General features: G+C 71.9%; 17 protein-coding genes. 4 read left to right on the top strand and 13 right to left on the bottom strand.

What is annotated here, in order from left to right; all coding sequences use genetic code 11:
- Positions 1-8: 8 nt before the first annotated feature.
- Together FHX33_RS10790 and FHX33_RS10795 are read left to right on the top strand one after the other, a co-directional pair.
- Positions 9-2,585: a bifunctional lysylphosphatidylglycerol flippase/synthetase MprF gene (locus FHX33_RS10790; RefSeq protein WP_021757986.1), complete on the top strand. Its 2,577-nt coding sequence runs from the start codon at positions 9-11 to the stop codon at positions 2,583-2,585.
- A 47-nt stretch (positions 2,586-2,632) separates the two neighbouring features.
- Positions 2,633-3,691: an NAD-dependent epimerase/dehydratase family protein gene (locus FHX33_RS10795; protein WP_021757987.1), complete on the top strand. Its 1,059-nt coding sequence runs from the start codon at positions 2,633-2,635 to the stop codon at positions 3,689-3,691.
- Between the two features lie 16 nt (positions 3,692-3,707).
- On the opposite strand, the gene FHX33_RS10800 is transcribed toward FHX33_RS10795, so the two are convergent.
- From FHX33_RS10800 to FHX33_RS10850, 11 genes are all read right to left on the bottom strand, one after another.
- Positions 3,708-4,619 carry a serine hydrolase gene (locus FHX33_RS10800; RefSeq protein ID WP_179700592.1) on the bottom strand — a complete coding sequence of 304 codons (912 nt, stop codon included), beginning with the start codon at positions 4,617-4,619 and terminating at the stop codon, positions 3,708-3,710.
- A gap of 125 nt (positions 4,620-4,744) precedes the next feature.
- Positions 4,745-6,718, bottom strand: a complete 1,974-nt coding sequence (locus FHX33_RS10805; RefSeq protein ID WP_021762354.1) for a M13 family metallopeptidase — start codon at positions 6,716-6,718, stop codon at positions 4,745-4,747.
- A gap of 16 nt (positions 6,719-6,734) precedes the next feature.
- Positions 6,735-7,136, bottom strand: coding sequence for a hypothetical protein (locus tag FHX33_RS10810; protein WP_021762355.1), 402 nt, complete (start codon positions 7,134-7,136; stop codon positions 6,735-6,737).
- A gap of 372 nt (positions 7,137-7,508) precedes the next feature.
- Positions 7,509-7,847 carry a hypothetical protein gene (locus FHX33_RS10815; RefSeq protein WP_155828989.1) on the bottom strand — a complete coding sequence of 113 codons (339 nt, stop codon included), beginning with the start codon at positions 7,845-7,847 and terminating at the stop codon, positions 7,509-7,511.
- Between the two features lie 330 nt (positions 7,848-8,177).
- A complete protein-coding gene (locus tag FHX33_RS10820; protein WP_021762358.1) occupies positions 8,178-8,657 on the bottom strand; it encodes a GbsR/MarR family transcriptional regulator in 480 nt (159 codons plus the stop codon).
- Positions 8,658-8,666: 9 nt separating this feature from the next.
- Positions 8,667-10,370 (bottom strand): ABC transporter permease, encoded by a 1,704-nt coding sequence (locus tag FHX33_RS10825; RefSeq protein WP_183428495.1) that lies wholly within the window; start codon positions 10,368-10,370, stop codon positions 8,667-8,669.
- Complete coding sequence (locus FHX33_RS10830; RefSeq protein WP_021765259.1) at positions 10,367-11,284, bottom strand: ABC transporter ATP-binding protein; 918 nt, start codon at positions 11,282-11,284, stop codon at positions 10,367-10,369. Before FHX33_RS10830 ends, FHX33_RS10825 begins: the two co-directional genes overlap by 4 nt.
- Positions 11,285-11,360: 76 nt before the next feature.
- Positions 11,361-12,257 (bottom strand): hypothetical protein, encoded by an 897-nt coding sequence (locus FHX33_RS10835; RefSeq protein WP_183428496.1) that lies wholly within the window; start codon positions 12,255-12,257, stop codon positions 11,361-11,363.
- 9 nt (positions 12,258-12,266) lie between these two features.
- Positions 12,267-12,584, bottom strand: coding sequence for a hypothetical protein (locus FHX33_RS10840; protein ID WP_021765261.1), 318 nt, complete (start codon positions 12,582-12,584; stop codon positions 12,267-12,269).
- Between the two features lie 75 nt (positions 12,585-12,659).
- Complete coding sequence (locus FHX33_RS10845; RefSeq protein ID WP_183428497.1) at positions 12,660-13,370, bottom strand: HNH endonuclease family protein; 711 nt, start codon at positions 13,368-13,370, stop codon at positions 12,660-12,662.
- A gap of 44 nt (positions 13,371-13,414) precedes the next feature.
- Positions 13,415-14,026, bottom strand: coding sequence for a hypothetical protein (locus FHX33_RS10850; RefSeq protein WP_021765292.1), 612 nt, complete (start codon positions 14,024-14,026; stop codon positions 13,415-13,417).
- 79 nt (positions 14,027-14,105) lie between these two features.
- Between FHX33_RS10850 and FHX33_RS10855 the strand changes: the two genes are divergently transcribed.
- Complete coding sequence (locus FHX33_RS10855; RefSeq protein ID WP_183428498.1) at positions 14,106-15,488, top strand: MATE family efflux transporter; 1,383 nt, start codon at positions 14,106-14,108, stop codon at positions 15,486-15,488.
- Positions 15,489-15,519: 31 nt separating this feature from the next.
- On the opposite strand, the gene FHX33_RS10860 is transcribed toward FHX33_RS10855, so the two are convergent.
- Positions 15,520-16,728 carry an amidohydrolase gene (locus FHX33_RS10860; RefSeq protein WP_021764999.1) on the bottom strand — a complete coding sequence of 403 codons (1,209 nt, stop codon included), beginning with the start codon at positions 16,726-16,728 and terminating at the stop codon, positions 15,520-15,522.
- 168 nt (positions 16,729-16,896) lie between these two features.
- Complete coding sequence (locus FHX33_RS10865; RefSeq protein WP_039923694.1) at positions 16,897-17,967, bottom strand: LacI family DNA-binding transcriptional regulator; 1,071 nt, start codon at positions 17,965-17,967, stop codon at positions 16,897-16,899.
- Positions 17,968-18,057: 90 nt separating this feature from the next.
- On the opposite strand from FHX33_RS10865, the gene FHX33_RS10870 reads away from it, so the two are divergent.
- A complete protein-coding gene (locus FHX33_RS10870) occupies positions 18,058-19,308 on the top strand; it encodes an MFS transporter (protein ID WP_021764997.1) in 1,251 nt (416 codons plus the stop codon).
- Positions 19,309-19,427 lie beyond the last annotated feature (119 nt).

A 19,427-nucleotide genomic window follows, 5' to 3' on the forward strand; every position in this document is an offset into this window, starting at 1 on the left:
AACCGAGCATGAGCAGCGCACCCACCGCGAACGAGCGACGCGCGGACGCCGACCCGGCGGACCCGCAGCCGGGTCGCGGGCGCAGACCTCCGGCCGCCTTCTGGGTCGCGCTCGGCCGGTTCGCCCGCGTGGCTCCGGCGAGCATCGTGCTGGCGCTCGTCGTCATCGCCACCTCCGTCGTGACGGCGACGATGTGGAGCCCCGCGACCGAGAGCGGGACGGCCCTGGTCTGGGCGGCCGGGGTGACGACGACCATCCAGGGCGGGTTCTGGTGGACGCCGCTGACGGCGCTGTTCATACCGGAGAACGCTGTGCAACTGGTCGTGGGCGTGCTCCTGGCGCTCACCCTGATGGCGGTCGCCGAGCGGCTGCTCGGCACGCTGCGCGCGTCGATCGCCTTCGTCGCGACCGGAGTGCTCGGGATCACGATCGGCGTCGTGGGGCAGTGGGCCGCCGCGAGCATCGGCGAGCTGTGGGCCTCGGCCACCGAGTACGACTTCACCCTCGACCCGACCATCGGCATCGTGGGCGCCCTGATCACGGCGAGCGCCTTCGCCTCGGCGCTCTGGCGCCGGCGCATCCGCCTCCTGACGTTCGCGACCCTCCTGGCGTTCGTGCTCTACAACGGCGACCAGAACAACGTGTACCGGCTCTTCGCCGCCCTCCTCGGCCTCGCTCTGGGCGCGCTCCTGCGCGGCGGCCGCATCCAGCGCATCCGGCGCAGCTCGCACGGCGAGACCCGCAACCTCGTCGCGGCGATCGTCGCGATCACGGCCCTCGGACCGCTGGTGGCGCTGCTGCCGCCCGGCGGCCTGGGACCGTTCTCGTTCATCGCCACCCTGTTCCAGCACCAGCAGCTGGACACCGCGAGCGTGCTGCAGCAGTGCGACCAGGTCTACACCTCGAACTGCCGGCTGGAGCTCGCGGTCGTCTCGGTGCAGGGGCTCGGCCCGCTGCTGCTGACGCTGCTGCCCCTGGTCCTGCTGCTGGTGACCGCGATCGGCCTGCGCCGCGGGCGGCACTTCGCGCTCATCCTGGGCATCGTGGTGAACGCCGGGATGATGGTCCTGCCCTTCACGGCCCTCCCCGACGGCGACCTGCGCATCGACGTGGACGGCATCGACGCCCTCGCCCCCGCGATCGAGGCGCTCGCCTGGCTGCTGGCCGTCGTCGTGGTGCCGCTGGCCTCGATCATCCTGCTGCTGCTCACCCGCCGGCAGTTCCAGATCCGTGCACCCCGGGAGGCCGTGGTGCGGTTCACGCTGCTCGCGGTCTCCTCGTTCGTGCTGCTGGGCGTGGCGTACCTCGTCGCCGCGCTGGCCTCCCTGGTCGAGTTCGTGCCGGACGCGACGATCGGCGACGTCTTCGCCTCCACCCTCCGGCGGTTCGTGCCGTCCGGTTTCGAGTCGGTGCTCGGGCAGGTCATCGTGCCCACCACGCCGATCGTCATCGTGCTCTACCAGTGGGTCGGTCCGGTGTTCTGGCTGATCTTCGTGCTCGCCACGCTGCGGCTCTACCGCGCCACCTCGACCGGGCGCACCGTCGGCGACGAGCTGCACTTCCGCGAGCTGCTGCGGGCGGGCGGAGGCGGCACGCTCGGCTTCATGGGCACCTGGCCGGGCAACGTCTACTGGTTCAGCGAGGAGAACGACGCCGCGGTCGCCTACCGGGTGATCAACGGCATCGCCATCACCCTCTCCGACCCGGTTTGCCGGCCGGAGCGGGCCGAGCGCACGATCATCGAGTTCATCGGATTCTGCGACGCGAACGGCTGGACGCCGGTCTTCTACAGCGTCCACGGGGAGTACCTGCCGGTCTTCGAGTCGCTGGGCTGGCAGTCCGTCTCCGTGGGCGAGGAGACGCTGATGCACCCGCAGACCTTCGACATGCAGGGCAAGCCGTGGCAGAAGGTGCGCCAGGCCCACAACCGCGGGCTCAAGGAGGGCATCACGACGGTGTGGTCCACCTGGGACGACCTGCCCCCGCTCTACCAGACCCAGATCGCCGCGATCAGCGAGCAGTGGGTGGCCGAGAAGGAGCTGCCCGAGATGGGCTTCACCCTCGGCGGGATGGCCGAGCTCAAGGATCCGGACGTGCAGCTGTACCTCGCGTTCGACCCGTCCGGAGCGCTCCAGGCGGTCACCAGCTGGATGCCCAGCTGGCGCGACGGCCGGGTGGTCGCCTACACGATCGACTTCATGCGCCGGGCCGACGGCAGCATCCCGGGAATCATGGAGTTCATCATCGCGTCGGCCGCCCTGCGCATGCGGGAGGAGGGCGTGGAGGTGCTGAGCCTGTCAGGCGCACCCCTCGCCAGCAAGCCGGTGGCGCCCGGTGAGGAGCCCGGAGAGCCCGACACCATGGACCGGCTCCTCGGCTTCCTCGCGAAGACGCTGGAGCCCGCGTACGGCTTCGCGTCGCTGTTCAAGTTCAAGAGCAAGTTCAACCCGACGTACGAGACCATCTACATGACGTACGCGGACCCGCTTGCCCTCCCGGCGATCGGCAGCGCCATCGGCAAGGCGTACCTGCCGGACGCGAATGCGCGCGAGTACGTGGCGCTGGCGCGCACCCTTCTTCGCTGACGGCAGACGTCGCCGCCCCTTCGCCGGTCCCGGCGTACGGTGGGGCCATGTCGGACACCACGCGCACGGCCATGCTCATCGGCGGCACCGGGCAGATCGGCTCCGCCGTCGCCAGGCGGCTCGCGGCGGACGGCTGGTCCGTCCTCGTCGCGCACCGGGGCGAGCACCACGGCGACACCGAGCTGTCGGAGCTGGACGTCACCAGCATCCGGCTCGACCGCGACGACACCGACGCGCTCATCGAGCGGGCGCGCGGCCACGACCTCGTGCTCGACACGGTGGCGTACGAGCCCCGCCACGGCGAGCAGCTCGCCCGGCTCGCCGGGGAGGTGGGCTCGCTCGTCGTGATCTCCACCGGGTCGGTCTACACCGGCCGCGACGGCGGCTACCTCGACATCGTGACCGGCCCCGACGACTTCCCCGACTATCCCGTGCCGCTGCGCGAGACGGATCCGACGGTCGACAACGACGAGCGCACCTACTCGCCGCTCAAGGCCGCGCTGGAGCGCACGCTGCTCGCCGTCGACGACCTCCCGGTCAGCATCCTCCGCCCCGGCGCCGTGTACGGGCCGTTCAGCCCCGCGTTGCGCGAGTGGTACTTCATCAAGCGCGCGCTGGACGGCCGCGACCGGGTCGTGCTCTCGGACGACGGCGCCAACCGCTTCAGCACCTCCTCGACCGTCAACATCGCCGAACTCGTCGCCCTGTGCGCCGACCGGCCGGGCAAGCGCGTGCTGAACGCCGTCGACACGGACGACCTCAGCGTCGCCGACATCGCCGGCGCCGTCTACCGCGCGCTCGACCGCGACCTGGAGGTCGTCGCCTTCCCCGGTCCGCCAGTCGACGGCGTCGGCAGCACGCCCTGGACGGTCGCGCATCCCCTGCTCCTCAGCATGGCGGGCGCCGCGGTCGAACTCGGCTACCGTCAGCAGGTGCACTACGAGGAGGCCGTCGCGGCCGCCGTCGACTGGGCCGTCCGCGAGGTGAAGGCGGCGGAGCTGCGCCAGGAGGACTGGACGGCGGCGTTCCCGGGTCTCGCGAAGCGGGCCGAGGCCGACCGCTGGTTCGACTACTCGGCGGAGGACGCGTTCGTGGCGGCGCGCTGAGCCGTCACGGGATCACTCAGAACACGTACTCCAGCAGGTCGATGCCGACCGTGCGCATGCCCTCGATGACCGCGAGGCGCTCGGGCAGCTCGGTGTCGTCGAAGTAGGTCGAGACCGCGTACGTCACACCGGCGTTGGGTCCGCGCAGCACGCCGACCTCGCTGCGCACGCCCGCATCGATGCCGGTCTTGTTGACGAGCAGGATGCCGTGCTCCGCGTGGCGGTGCGAGTGCGGGTCGAGCCCGAACGCGCTCGAGACCAGGGAGAAGTCGCTGTTCAGGGACAGCCAGGAGATGACGCGCTGGCTGGTGGCCGCATCCACGACCTCTCCGCGGGCGAGCGCCGAGAACAGCCAGGTGAGCTCGTTGGCGCTGCCGACCGAGAGCTGCGGGGCGTCGTCCGGTCCGCGGTGGTCGCGGGCGAGGTCCAGCAGCCCGGTGCGGGTGAGGCCGAGCGCCTCGGTGCGGGCGCTGACGGCCTCCAGGCCGACGCGGCGCAGGAGGACGTTGGTGGCGAGGTTGTCGCTGGAGGCGCCGACGAGGGCCGCGAGATCGGCGACCGGCAGGGCCGGGACCTGGAGGTGCTGCCAGATGCCGGAGTCGCCGGCGGCGTCCTGCGGCAGGCGGTCGAGCTGCACGAGCGGGCTCAGCTGCCCCGACTCCAGGCGCGCCGCGACCTCCACCAGCAGCAGCACCTTGCCGATGCTGGCCGTCGGCATCACGACGTGGTCGTCGACCGAGAAGAGCACCGCGCCCGTGCTGAGATCCGTCGCGCGGGCCGAGACCTGCACGCCTTGCAGTGCGAGCTGGCCGAGGCTGTTGAAGCTGCGCGCGAAGGCGTCGTCGGGCGTCGCGGGGCCGCGGTGGCGGGCGCGCCGGGCCGTGGCATGGCGCCGGCGGCGCTCGGACTCCTGGGTCTGCATCGTCACGTGGTTCGGGTCTCTCCTGCGAGCGTTCTTCGGGTTCGCGCGCTCCCCCCGAAGCCGCGGCTGGGGTCGATGCTACCCCGATCGGGGGACGCGTGCGTCACCGATCGGCGACGCACGCGTCCACCTCACCAGATCGTGACGCGGGAGGCCGGGTCGAGCCAGAGCGCGTCGCCCTCGACGACCCCGAAGGTGTCGTAGAACGCGTCGATGTTGCGCACGATCTGGTTGCAGCGGAACTCGTTCGGCGAGTGCAGGTCGATCGCGAGCAAGCGGATCACCTCGGCGTCGCGGCCCTTCTGCTGCCACGCCTGCGCCCAGGAGAGGAAGAACCGCTCGGCGCCGGTGAGGCCGTCGACGACGGGAGGCTCCTGGCCGTCGAGCGACAGCAGGTACGCCTTCCAGGCGATGCCGAGGCCGCCCAGGTCGCCGATGTTCTCGCCGATGGTGAGCGCGCCGTTCACGTGGTGGTCGGGCACCTGCTCCGGGGCGAGGGCGTTGTACTGCTCGATGAGGCTGGCTGTGCGCTTCTCGAACGCGGCGCGGTCGGCGGCGGTCCACCAGTCCTCGAGCCGGCCGTCGCCGTCGAACTTGGAGCCCTGGTCGTCGAAGCCGTGACCGATCTCGTGGCCGATGACCGCGCCGATGGCGCCGTAGTTGGCGGCGGCGTCCCGGTCGGCGTCGAAGAACGGGTACTGCAGGATGGCTGCCGGGAACACGATCTCGTTGAAGCCGGGGTTGTAGTACGCGTTGATCGTCTGCGGCGTCATGAACCACTCGTCGCGGTCCAGCGGCTTGCCGATCTTGCCCAGCTCGCGGTCGAACTCGAACAGCGCAGCGGCCCGCACGTTGCCGACGAGATCGGTCGGGTCGACCTGCAGGGCCGAGTAGTCGCGCCACTTCACCGGGTACCCGATCTTGGGCGTGAACTTCTCGAGCTTGTCGAGGGCGCGGTCGCGGGTGTCCTCGCCCATCCACTCGAGGGTGCGGATGCTCTGCCGGTAGGCCTCGATGAGGTTCGCGACCAGGGCGTCCATCGCGTCCTTCGCGGCGGGCGGGAAGTGCTTCTCGACGTAGATGCGGCCGACGGCCTCCCCCATCGCGCCCTCCACCAGCGAGACGCCGCGCTTCCAGCGGGCCCGCATCTGCGGCGTGCCGGTGAGGGTGCGGCCGTAGAAGTCGAAGTTCGCGTCGACGAAGTCGCCAGGGAGGTACGGGGCCGCACCGTGGATGATCTGCCACGCGAGCCAGTCCTTCCACGCGTCCAGGCGGGACTCGGTGAGCAGACCGGCGAGGCCGGAGGTGAACGACGGCTGGCGCAGCACGACCTCGGCGAGCGCACCCTCCGGAGCGCCCAGGGCGGTGGCCCACACGTCGAGGCTCGCCGCGGGGTCGCCGGCGCCTCCCGAGAACAGCGCGTCGGCGTCGGCCCAGCTGTAGAGGTTGTAGGTCTTCTCGGAGTCGCGGGAGGTCACGTTGTCCCAGTGCTGGGCCGCGATCTCGGTCTCGAGGTCGAAGACGCGCTGCGCGCGCTCCGGGGCGCCTTCCAGCCCGGCCAGCTCGAACAGGCGCTGGATGTGCGCGACGAACGCCTCGCGGATGGGCGCGAAGCGCTCCTCGCGGAAGTAGGACTCGTCGGGCAGCGAGATGCCGCCCTGCTCGGCGAACACCAGGTAGCGCTCGGGGTCGCCCGGGTCGTTGTCGACGAACAGCTGGTAGAAGCCGCCGACGCCGTGGCGCTCCAGCTTGCCGAGGGTCTGCAGCAGCTCGGTGACCGAGCTCACGTCGCTCGCGAGAGCGAGCTGCGCCTCGATCGGGCGGATGCCCAGCGCATCCACCCGCTCCTCGTCCATGAAGCTCGCGAACAGGTCGCCGAACTTGCGCTCCTCCGTGCCCTCCGGTGCCGTCTGCGCGGCTTCGATGATCTCGCGCACCGCCGCCTCCGACTGCTCGGCGAGGACCATGAACGAGCCCCAGCGGGCCTTGTCGTCGGGGATCTCGGTGCGGGCGATCCACTTGCCGTTCACGTGGCGGAACAGGTCGTCCTGCGGGCGGATCGTGGGGTCGAGTTCGTCGGAGGCGATACCGGAGGCGAGCGTCATGCCCCCAGCCTACGGCTCAGGCCGGGACGCGGGCCAGGGCGCGCAACCGGCTGGCCGAGGTGAGGAACAGCGCGGCGAGCGCGGCCTGCGCGAGCACCGACACCCAGCCGGAGAGGCTCCCGTAACCGGCGACCGAGAACACCGCGTTCGCCAGCGCCGACAGGGCGTACACACCGCCGAGCACGGCCGAGAGCAGCCACCGGTTCGTCATCCGCCACCAGGGCCGTGCGGCGGCCGGAGACTCCCCCGGACCGCGGAACATGCGCGTGGCGATGTACCAGCCGAGCACCTGCAGCACGGTCAGGATGATTGACCCGGCCTCCGAGTGCAGGGCGTCGAAGAGGAGGACGAGCACGATGTCGACCGCGACCAGGACGGCGATGACGATCGCCTTCTGCGTGGGCGTGGTGAAACGCATGGGTCCCCCTGGTGGTGCGTGCGGTGCGTGGTGCGTGGTGCCTGCGGTGCGGTCGTGCGTGGAGCCTGGTGATGCTCCACGCCCAGTCTCGCCGACGAACGGCCCGGAGCCGTGGAGGCGGGTCAGCGTGGGGCGGAATGAGGTGGCGTCGGGATCGGGTCGCGACCGATCAGCACGTACTTCCCTCATCGCGCGATTCGTCAGGCGAGACGGCGATGACTCGAATCTGAGCAGCACATCCGCCCGCCCCGCCTGATCGTGATTGCCGGAGTTGTGAGGTTGGGATGGTGGAACCCGACAGTCGGTGGCCGCCGCTCCTTCTCGACCGGACCGTGGCGATCCTCGATCGGGGGTTGCCGATCAGTGCGCGTCTTAGTCGATGAATATCGGTCGCAACCACAGGGATGATATTCCTGCCGAGTTCGTTCCAATCACAGTGTCGGTAGCGATACGAGTCAAGGCGTCGCTGTGAGTGCCATTCGTCGCCTGAAACCAGCCAGAGTCGGCGTCGAACTGCGTCCACCACACATCCGAATCGTCACTGTGAACACCGATGGCCAGTCCTTCCTGAACACGGTCGTCGTCCACAATGACAACCCCGTCGGCGCAGTCGCCGGGCGAGCCCTGCATGGGAACCCACGAAGATCGCGGCGAGTAGCCCCGGGCGTAGGTGAGAAGACCGCTCGGCAGGCTCACCCCGATCTCGATCATGCCGATCACAAGAGACCCGGACGCCCCCACGGGTCGGAGGACTCCCGCGACCTCATCGGGGACGAAGTCGAATGAACTCTCGTGTTGTCGGTACACCACACGGCCGGACAGCGGAGCAGTAACGCTGTAAGCAAACACGTGCGCCTACGATCCGAATAGGACGTGTTCGACGGTCTGAGTTTTCATAGCGATCACCGATTCCCAGGTTCCCTCTGTTCCGCCGAGACTCCTGCGGACTCCCCACGATAACGGTTGGGTGCACCTCGGATCCCGTCTCATCTCGCCCGTAGCGGGGACCTCCTGCACCGGCCCTCGCGGCAGAGAAGGTCGCTACGAGCGTGGGGCGGAACCGGCGCGCAGCGCTTCCCACTCCCCGATCATCTCCGGCAGCCGCCCCTGGAGGAAGCGGTAGAAGCCGGCCATGTCGCGGAGGCGCTCTGTTGCCGGCGAGTCCGGGTCGCCGACGGCGGCGAGGCCGAGGTCGGCCTGGTCAGCGAGGGCGGCGTAGATCGGGCTGTTGCGGACCATGAGCGCGTACCAGTCGGACGGCAGCTCGTAGCGGTCGCGGCGGCTGGTGGACTGCGAGACCCGTCGGATGATGCCGAGGGTCTGGAGGTAGCGGACGGCGCCCGAGATCGCGGCGGCGCTCGCGGAGAGGGTCTCGGCGAGCTCGGCGGCGGTGAGGCCCGGCTGCTCGGTGACCGTGAGCGCCATGAGCACGCGGGCCGGCATCTTGGGGAAGCCGGCCGCGGTGAGGATCGCCGACGAGTGCTCCCGCACATCGCCGAGCGCGGTCGGGTCCTTCGCCATGCCTGCTCCCTATCCGATCGCGACGTCTCGGCGGCGGATGAGCGCTGCCGCAGCCGCCAGGGCCACGACCGCGATGCCGAGCATCCAGTATCCCCCGGTCCAGTCCACGTGGCCCACGACGACCGGGACGTCGGCGAACGGCGAGAGGTGCCGCACGGCGTCGGGCAGGTCGATCAGGCCGCCGAAGATGCCGATGAACGCGCCGAGTCCGAGCGTCGCCCAGCCGACCGCGACGGTCCAGCTCGGGAGCAGGACGAACACCAGCGTGAGGACGCCGAGATAGACGAGCGCCACCGGGAGCTGCGCGGTCGCCGCGACGAAGGAGTCCCCGATACGGGCCGCGGCCTCCCCGGCAGCCACCGCCGAGAGCCCCGAGGCGAGAGCGGCCGCGATCAGCACGAGCAGCACAGCGACGATGCCGACGACGACGAACCCGAAGAGCCAGCGGACCCGCGACACGGGCGTCGTGAGCATGACCTCCGCGGTGCCGGCGGCCTCCTCCTGCCGCAGCCGGATGACCGCCTGTACGGCGCACGCGGCCGCGAGCACGCCCACGATCGAGAAGATCGCCGCGATGAAGAGCTGCGTGAGCGGACCGCTGCCCCCGGCCCCGATGCGCCCGATGGCGGAGCGGATGTCAGAGAGGTTCGGATCGTTCGCGATCGAGCTGCTGACCACGCTGCCGAGCGCCCCCGCGAGCGCGCCGGTCGCGGCACCACCGATCGTCCAGCCGAGGATGGTCGGCCACTGCAGCCGCCAGGCGAGACCGAGCGGACCGCGCAGGGTGGGCAGCGCATCCCGCCGGCCCGCGCGCTCCGGAATGACGCCGGCGCCGGAGTCGCGCACCGTCTGGATCCAGAAGGTCACGGCGATCAGCACCGCGGCGAAGCCGAGCTGCAGCAGCAGCGGCCACCAGTTCGCTCCCGAGTACGGCGAGAACTGCTCGCCCCAGCCGATGGGGCTCAGCCAGCTGAGCCATCCGGTCACCATGTGCGTGCCGTCGCCGGTGATCGTGCCGGTGGCGTCGCCGATACCGCGCAGCACGTACGCCAGCACGACCAGCGCGGCGGCGAAACCGTTGGCGCCGCGGGAGGTGCTCATGATCTGGGCGAGCAGCAGGCCGACCGCGAGGAACGCGATCCCGACACCGCCGACCGCCGCACCGGCCGCGAGCGATCCGCCCGCAGGGAGCCCGGCCGCGATGAATCCGAGCGCCGTCACGAGCGCGAGCACGACATCGACGAGGACGCCGTGCACGACCGTCGCGGCCGTCGGCAGCAGGCGACCGGCCGGCGTCGAGCCGATGAGCTCGGCGCGTCCCGACTCCTCCTCCGCCCGGGAGTGCCGCACGGCCAGGAAGGTGTTCATCAGGCCCGCGAGCAGCGCGAGGAAGGTGAAGATCTCGAAGAACGTGACCGCCGCGAGGCCCGTGCCCGCGGGGAGGCCGCGCAGCAGCAGGACGGTCGGGTTGGCGATCGCGAGACGCAGAAGCTCGGTGCGGCTGGCCTCGTCGCCATAGGTCTGCTGGATGGCGGCGGCGGAGAACAGGGCGAGGACGGCGATGCTGACGAGCCAGATGACGAGCTGCCAGCGGTCGCGGCGCAGACGCTGGCGGAGCAGGGCGCCGAGCGTGCCTCCCGCACCGCCGGCGCGCGCGGGTGCTGCGGCGGAGTGATGGCCGGCCGGGCGACCGGTCGCGGTGGTGGCGCTCATCGTGCCGTCGCCGCTTCGGCGTCGTAGTGCCGCAGGAACAGCTCCTCCAGCGAGGGCGGCGCGACCGTCAGGCTCTTCGCGTCCAGCGCGGCCAGGGCGGTGAGCACCGGCGGCAGGGCGTCGCTGTCGGCCGTGAAGGTCACTCGGCCGTTCTGCACGCGCAGATCGTGGGCGTCCGGGATGCTCGCGAGCGCGGCCTCCGCGACCCCGTCGGCCGCGAACGAGACCTCGGTGCGGGTCAGGTGGCGCAGCTGGTCGAGCGTGCCGGTCTCGACCGTCCGGCCTTCCCGGATGATGCTGACGCGATCGCAGAGCTGCTCCACCTCGGAGAGGATGTGGCTCGACAGCAGGACGGTCGCGCCCTCCCGGGCGATGCGGGCGATCTCGGCGTCGAACGTCGCCTCCATCAGCGGGTCGAGACCGCTGGTCGGTTCGTCGAGGATGTAGAGGTCCGCGGGAGTCGCGAACGCTGCGACGAGGGCGACCTTCTGGCGGTTGCCCTTGGAGTAGGCGCGCCCCTTCTTCGTCGGGTCGAGCTGGAAGACGTCGATCAGGCGCTTCTTGCGCTCGGCGTAGGCCGCACGGTCGGCTGTCCCGCCGCGCAGTCGGGAGAGCAGGTCGATGGCCTCCCCGCCGGAGAGGTTCGGCCAGAGGTTCACGTCGCCCGGCACGTACGCGATGCGGTGGTGGAGGCTGACCGCATCCGTCCACGGGTCGCGTCCGAACACGGTCGCGCTACCGCCCGACGAGCGGGCGAGACCGAGCAGGATGCGGATGGTGGTCGACTTGCCTGCACCGTTGGGGCCGAGGAAGCCGTGCACCTCGCCCGCGGCGACGGACAGGTCGAGCCCGTCGAGGGCGCGCACGCGCCCGAACCGCTTCTCGAGGCCGGAGGCCTCAATCACTGTGTCCATGCGCGGGACTCTACGCTTGTTTCACTAATTTGTGAAAACTCTAACGGAATCCTTACGGGCGGCAGGTGCCGCGGAGTCAGGTGCCGCAGTCGATCGCGTCGATGCTCGCGTACTGCAGGCTCGACGCGTCGTAGGGCACCGAGTACACGTGCGGTTGACCCGCCTCGAGCGCGACAGTGTCGGTGAACTCCTCCTGGGCCGGCCCGCTGACGTCGTCGCCGAACCCGACGGTCACGGTGGCGGCCGGGCAGTCGCGCGGGGAGGTGAGGGTGAAGTCCCAGCCGTCCTCGTTGTACTCGACGCGCACCCCGTCGACGACGTACTCGCCCGACGCGGAGTCGCTGGAGCCGCCGCCCGCGTCGGTGTACGAGACCTGCGACCGCGCGGATCCCACGATCGCGACGACGGCGACCACCACGATCACGAGGAGCACCGCGAACCCGCCGAGCACCCAGCCGACGATCGCGCCGGTGGAGGGGCCGCGCCGAGGCGGCGCGAAGGGCGGGTACGGCTGTGCGTAGGGGTACGGGGCGTAGGGCGGCTGACCCGGCTGCGGATGAGGATGCGCGCCGTAGGGCTGCCCGCCATAGGGCTGCTGCGGGTACGGCTGGGCGCCGTAGGGCTGCTGCGGGTACGGCTGTTGCAGGGAGAGCTGCTGCGGAGCGGGTTGCGCGCCGTATGCCTGCTGCGGATTCGGGGTCGCGGTGACCTGCTGCGGCGGACCGGGCTGCACGGGCGCGGCCGACTGCTGCACGGGCGCGGCCGGCTGGCCCAGCGGAGCCCCGGGCACGCCCGGCGCCTGCCATCGGGCCGCCGCCACCAGCGCATCGCGTGCGGCGGTGAGACGATCGCGCGTCTCGACATCGGATGCGGGCACGACGTTCAACCGGGCGAGGTAGGCGCTCTCGACGTCGTGGGAGGCGGCGGACGGGCTCACTCCGAGGAGCGCCGCGGCCTCGACAGGGCTCAGCATGGCTCGATGCTAGTGCTCGGGATGGCGCAGCGACCCGCGCCGCGCGACCACGATCCCGACGGCGACGACGGCAGCCCCGATCACAGCGACGACGATACCGACCCAGAGACCGGCGTAGTCCGGTGGGAGGAGGCGCTGAGTGAACTGCGTGTACTGGTGGACGGGCAGCGTGGGCATGGTGTCGGTGAACGGCGACGGGTGATCGATGGAGGACTTCACCACGAGCGCACGCACTGCGCCCCCGATCGCCAACGCCGCACCGAGCCCCAGCAGGAGCAGGACGACGGCGGGGCTCCAGCGCCGTCGGGCGCGAGGCGCATCGGTCATGAGACGAAGCTAGACGATCGGCCGCGGCGGGCGCATCCCCGGAAAGTCACATCCCGCCCGCGCCGAACGGCGCTCTCAGCAGGCCGCGAGGATGCGCTCGAGCGCGGCGCGTTCGGCGGGCACGACCCAGAGGCCGTAGGCCGACTTCACCGCGACCTGCCGGGCCGCGTACGTGCAGCGGTAGCCCTTCGCTGGCGGCAACCAGGTGGCCGCGTCGCCCGCACCCTTCTGCTGGTTGGTCGGGCCGTCGACCGCGACCAGGTTGAGCGGGTCGTTCGCGAGGTGCTCCCGCGCCTCCTGCGAGAGGGCCTGCGCCCCCGTGCGCCATGCATCCATGAGCGGGACGACGTGGTCGATCTGCACCCGTGCCGACGTGTCGACCCCGCGTTCGAAGGCGATGCGCGTGCCGGTGTACGGGTCGTCGAGCGTTCCCGAGACCACGGTGCAGCTCCCCCGGCGCACGACGCCGGTCAGGTCGCGGGCGAGGATGTCGTCGCGGGTGTCGCACCCGTTGCCGTCCACGTCGAGCCACGCTTCGCCGAAATCGGCGACACGGTCGTAGCCCGTCTTCGGCGCGCTGCCCTTGACCGGGAGGCCGGCGAGCAGGGTGCGCGCCTCCGCCGCCGACGGGACGCCCGCATCCCGGGCACCCGGCGTTGCGGGGGCGACCCCGGTCGTCGTTCCCGGCGTGGCGACCGCCGAGCCGTCGAACGCGCCCGCACCACCCGCGCCTCCACCTGTCACCACGGCGTACCCGCAGAGCCCGAGCACGGCCGCGAGCGTCATCCCTGCCAGGGTCGTCACGAGCCGGGCGGGGGAACGCCGCCGCGTCACCGGATGCTGTCGCTCGGGATGCCGCGGTGCAGCCCGCGGCCGCCCAGGTGCACGCCGGGACGCTCGCTGGTGGAGATCTCGCCGAGCTCGCGCATCACGCGGCCGTAGTACGGGTTGGCGGTGGAGTTGCGGTACGCGCCCGGGTGCAGGTCGGCCTCGTTGCGCAGGCGGATCTCGGCGCGCGCGGCCTCCACCGGGTCGATGATCTTGGCGCCGTTGCGGTACCGGATGAGCCGGTGCACCCACTGGTCCAGCATCTCGGGAAGACCGCTGGGCACACGGTCGTGCTCGGGCGCGAGCGACACCCGGCCACGGTCGGTCGACGCGATGGGCGCGTCGTCGCCCTCGCGGCGGCGGCGCTCCGTCGAGAGCACGGAGAGCAGGTCGTCGCGGCGGTTCTGCTGCTGCGCGAGCACCTGCAGCGCGTCGAGCGCGGCGGTGTACTCCTCGTCGTAGTCCACGTAGGCCTCGGGCTGCGCGGCCCGGTCGTTGACCAGGTCGGACCGCGCGGTGGACGCCTGTGAACGGCTCAGGATGGTGCGCCCGCTGCGCACGCGCTCCAGACGCCAGGTCCAGGTGGCGAGGAGCTGCGGCATGAGGGTGCTCATGTGTCCACTGTAGGAAGGACCACCGACATCGGCGACCCCGACACGACCGCGGCCTCCACCGGGCCGTCGAAGCGCCCGGATGCGCGCCGACCGGGTGTCGGGGTTCCGCGCTACCGTTGACCTCGCCGTGAAAGCCCTCCTCCGCCGCCCGGTCGACCGGGAGATCCTCCGCCTCGCCGTCCCCGCGCTCGGGTCGCTGATCGCGGAGCCCGTCTTCCTGCTCGCCGACTCGGCGATGGTCGGGCACCTGGGCGTCGCCCCGCTCGCGGGGCTCGGGATCGCCAGCGCCGTGCTGCAGACGATCGTGGGGCTGATGGTGTTCCTGGCGTACTCCACGACCCCCGCAGTCGCGCGGCGCCTCGGCGCCGGCGACGAGCGGGGCGCGGTCGCGGCCGGCGTCGACGGCACCTGGCTGGCGCTGGGTCTCGGTGTGGTGCTCGCGGCGGCGGGATGGTTCGCGGCGCCCGCGCTCGTCGGCCTCTTCGGCGCCTCGGCCGAGATCTCCGCGCAGGCGACGCGCTACCTGGAGCTCTCGATGCTCGGGCTGCCCGCGATGCTGATCGTGTTCGCCGCCACCGGCCTGCTGCGCGGCCTGCAGGACACCCGCACGCCCCTCGCGGTCGCCGTCGCCGGCTTCGCGGCCAATATCGTCTTGAACTACCTCTTCATCTACGTCGCTGGCTGGGGCATCGCGGGATCGGCCGCGGGCACCGTCGCCGCCCAGTGGGGCATGGTGCTGGTCTACGTGGTCGTCGTGGCGCGCCACGCGCGGCGGGTGGGTGCGCCGCTCCTCCCGCACCACTCCGGGATCGGCCGCAGCGCACGCGCCGGCGGCTGGCTGCTGCTGCGCACCGCGAGCCTGCGCGCCGCGATGCTGCTCGCCGTGTTCGCCGCCACCCGGCTCGGCCCGGACGAGCTCGCGGCGTTCCAGGTGACGATGACGATCTTCGCGACGCTCGCCTTCGCGCTCGACGCGCTCGCGATCGCCGCGCAGGCCCTGATCGGCAAGGGACTCGGAGCGGGCGATCTGGAGCAGGTGCGTGCCGTCCTGCGCCGCTGTCTGCAGTGGGGCGTCGGCGCCGGCGTCGTGCTCGGAGCGGTGACCGTGCTGCTCAGCCCCGTCGCCGCCGGGCTGTTCACGAGCGACGCGACCGTGGCCTCCCTGCTCCCCGTCGGCCTGGCCCTGGTCGGGATCAGCGCGCCGCTCGGCGGGTACGTGTTCGTGCTCGACGGCGTGCTGATCGGCGCGGGAGACGCCCGCTATCTGGCGCTCACGGGAATCGCGAACGTCGCCGTGTTCGTGCCGCTCGCCCTCGCGGTGGTCGCCTGGGGCGGCCACGACGCCGCCGGGCTGGCGTGGCTCACCGCGGCGTTCGTGTTCGGGTACCTCGGGGCGCGCGCGGTCACGCTCGGGCTCCGCGCCCGCGGGCGGGTGTGGATGCGCGCGGGCGCGGAGCTCTAGCGGCTGCGACCGCGTACCGGGCGGGCCGGGTTCAGCCCAGCCACTCCCGTGCGGCCACGACGAGGGCGCGCACGCCGGTCGGGATGGTCGGCTGCGCGAGCGGCGCGAAGTACGGGGAGTGGTTCGACGGGATGTCGGTGTCGGCCGTCCCCGCGGCGATCGCGGCCTGCACGACCTCCGGGTCGCCGCCTCCCAGCATCCAGTAGACCAGCGGAGCACCGGCTGCGGTCGCGAGGTTGCCGACGTCCTCGCTGCCCGAGAGCGCGCCCGGGTCGAAGATGCGGTCGGCGCCGAACTCGGCCGCGAAGGCCGCCGTCACGCGCGCGGTCGCCTCCGGCTCGTTCACGGTGACGGGGTAGCGCTCGCCCCACACCACATCCGGAGCCTGCGGCGCGCCCGAGGCCTCGGACTCGGCGCGCAGGATGCGGTCGACACCACCGAGCACGCGCTCGCGCACGTCCTCGTTGAAGCTGCGCACACTGATCCCGAGCGTCGCCTCCGCCGCGATGATGTTGTTCTTGGTGCCGGCGTGCAGGGTGCCGACGGTGACGACCGCGGTGTCCTGCGGCGCGATCTCGCGCGAGACGACGGTCTGCAGGCGCATGACCGCGGAGGCCGCCATCACGACCGGGTCGATGGTCGTCTCGGGGCGCGAGCCGTGGCCGCCGCGGCCGTGGAGGGTGACCTCCATCGTGTCGACGGCGGCCATCGCGGCGCCGGAGTGCGCGCCGAGCATGCCGGCGGGCAGCGGGGTGACGTGCTGGCCGAGCACGACGTCCGGGGTGGGGACGGTGTCGTAGAGCCCGCTGTCGACCATGACCTGCGCGCCGCCGCCGTGCTCCTCGGCGGGCTGGAAGACGGCGACCACGGTGCCCGACCAGGCGTCGCGCGAGCCGACGAGCTCCTCCACCGCGCCCAGCAGGCAGGTGATGTGGATGTCGTGGCCGCACGCGTGCATGACGGGGACCGGGTTGCCCGCCTCGTCCTCGGTGGTGACGGTCGAGGCCCAGGGCAGGCCGGTCAGCTCGCGGACGGGCAGGGCGTCCATGTCGGCGCGGAGGAGCACCGTCGGGCCCTCCCCGTTGCGGAGCACGCCGGCGACGCCGGTGCCGGCGATGCCCGTGTGCACCTCCACCCCCAGTGCGGTCAGCTGGTCGGCGACGATGCCGGCGGTGCGGTGCTCGGCGAACGAGAGCTCGGGGTGGGCGTGGAGATCGCGGTAGAGGGCCTCAAGATCCATACCCCTCACCCTACGCACCCGGGGGCGCGGGCCGTCAGGTGCGTTGTGCGGGCCGCGCATTCTGCACGAATGTGGGGATAGCGCGGCGCTTTCGCGACATTCGTCACGAATGTGCGCGGGAGTGGGCGGCGGGAGGGAGGCGGGGTCGCGGGAGGGAGGGAGGCAGCGCTAGCGGCGCGCGGGGGCGGCGGTCGTGTTGCCCTGGTGGAACTCGGAGGTGAACGACTCGGGAGTGATCTCGCGGCCCTCCAGCATGTCGACGACGGCGCGGCCGGCCGCGCGGCCCTTGTCGACGGCGGGCTGGACGAGGGTGGTGAGGTCGTAGGGCCAGAGGCCGTCGACGCGCACGCCGTCGAAGCCGACGACGCTGACGTCCCACGGCACCTCGAGCCCGAGCTCCTCGGCGGCGCGGATGACGCCGGCGGCGAGCAGGTCGCTCTGCGCGACGATCGCGGTGGGGCGATCCTGCGCCCGCTCGAGCAGGGCGGTGCCGGCCAGGCGGCCCTCCTCGACGAAGGAACCGCGGGTGACCCATCCCCCGACTCCCGTGAAGACATCCTGCACCCCGGCGAGGCGGTCGACGGCGGTGGTCGAGCTGGCGCTGCGGGCCGACTCGGTGGTGAACCGGCCGCGGTTGCGGTCGCGCGTGAGCGGCAGCGCCACCACGGCGACGTCGCGGTGGCCGAGATCGTGGAGGTGCTGCGCGGCGATGCGCGACGCCTCCCGGTTGTCCTGGCCGATGACGGGCACGCCGACAGCCGGGTCGCCCTCGATCGCGATCAGCGGGATGCCGCGCTGGCGGAGCATGGCGACCGACTCGTCGAGGCGCGGGCTGCAGCCGACCAGCACGACCGCGTCCATCGGGGCGTCCTCGATGCGCTGGGCGGCGTCGCCCGCGTCGGTGAGGATGAGCAGCCCGGCGTCGATCGCGCCGATCTCCTCGGTGATGCCGTCGAGCAGCGCGATCTTGATCGGGTCGCGGAACGCATCCCCGACCCGCTCCTCCATCACCACGCCGACGATTCCCGAGCGGCCGCGGCGCAGCGAGCGCGCCCGCGGGTCGGGTCCGGCGTAGTTGAGCTGCTTCGCCGCGGCGAGCACGCGGTCGCGCGTGGCATCGGAGACCGGTCCCGTGCCCGAGAAGGCGAGCGAGGCGGTCGAGTTGGAGACGCCGGCGAGGCGGGCGACCGCGGCCAGCGTCGGCCGGGCGGTCACAGGGGCTGTGCTGCTGTCGTTCACGTGTGGTAGCTTAGTCGAATCGTTTCGATCGAAACGATTCGATAGCCAAAAAACCCCACCCGTCGCCCGCTCGAACCACCAGGACAGCCGATGTCACAGCCGACCCCGACCTCATCCACCTCCGTGCCGGCGCGCAGCCGCCGCGAACTCGTCGCCTGGCGCAACGCCGTCTTCGCCGTCTTCGTGCTGAGCGGTCTCGCGATGGCCACGTGGGTGGCCCGCATCCCGGGCGTCCGCGACGATCTCGGGCTCGGCAAGGACCCGTCCGCAGTCGGCCTGCTCATCCTGGGCATGTCGGCCGGCGCCGTGCTCGGCCTCGCCCTCTCCTCCCCCGTCCTGGTCCGCTTCGGGCCGCACAAGGGGATGTTCGGGTCGCTGACGATCGCCGCCGCCGGCACCGTCGTGCTCGGACTCGGCTCGACGGTCTTCCACGCCGTGCCGATGGTGGCGATCGGCCTCATCCTGCTCGGCTTCGGCAACGGGATGCTCGACGTCATGATGAACGTCGAGGGCACCGCGGTCGAGCGCGAGATCGGCAAGACCCTCATGCCGCTGATGCACGCCTGCTTCAGCCTCGGCACCGTGATCGGCGCGGGCGTCGGCGCCGCGGCCGCCGCCCTCCACATCGGCGTCGCCTGGCACCTGATCGGCATCGCTGTCGTTCTGGTCGCGGGCATCGCCGTCGCCATCCGCTTCATCCCGCGCGAAGCCGAGCTCGGCGACGAGGCCGCGACCACGCGCGTCCCTTTCGGCGAGCGCATGCGCACCGCTCTCGCCGTCTGGGCCGACTGGCGCCTCATCCTCATCGGCGTCGTCATGCTCGGCATGGCCTTCGGCGAGGGCTCGGCCAACGACTGGATCTCCCTCGCGGTGGTCGACGGCCACGGCCAGGCGAACTCCACCGGCGCCGTCGTGTTCGGCTGCTTCGTGGCCGCCATGACCGTCGGACGCGTCGCCGGCGGACCCATCGTCGACCGCATCGGCCGCGTGAACGCCATCCGCATCACGGCGGGGATGGGCGTGGTCGGCCTCCTGCTGTTCATCCTGGGCGGCCCGATGTGGGTCGTCGTGATCGGCACGGTGCTCTGGGGCTTCGGCGTCTCGCTCGGCTTCCCGCTCGGGATGTCGGCGGCGGCGGACGGCGCGAAGAACCCGGCCGCGCGCGTCTCCGCCGTCGCGATCATCGGCTACTGCGCCTTCCTCGTCGGGCCGCCGCTCATCGGCTTCCTCGGCAAGGACTTCGGCCTCCTGAACGCGCTCTACCTCATCCTGGTGCTTCTGCTCGCGTCGTTCCTCGCGGCACCGGCGGTCCGGCCGCAGAGGGAGCGCGTCGCGGCCTGAGCCGCGTCGGCAACGGAGGAGATTCCGAGGTCGGGACGCCCGAAACGCAGGGAACGGAGGGGATCCGGGCCGTTGAGGCCGGGATCTCCTCCGTTCGCCGTGGATGGGGTGCTGCTGCC

This window comes from Leifsonia aquatica, from assembly GCF_014190775.1.
GTDB lineage: Bacteria > Actinomycetota > Actinomycetes > Actinomycetales > Microbacteriaceae > Leifsonia > Leifsonia aquatica.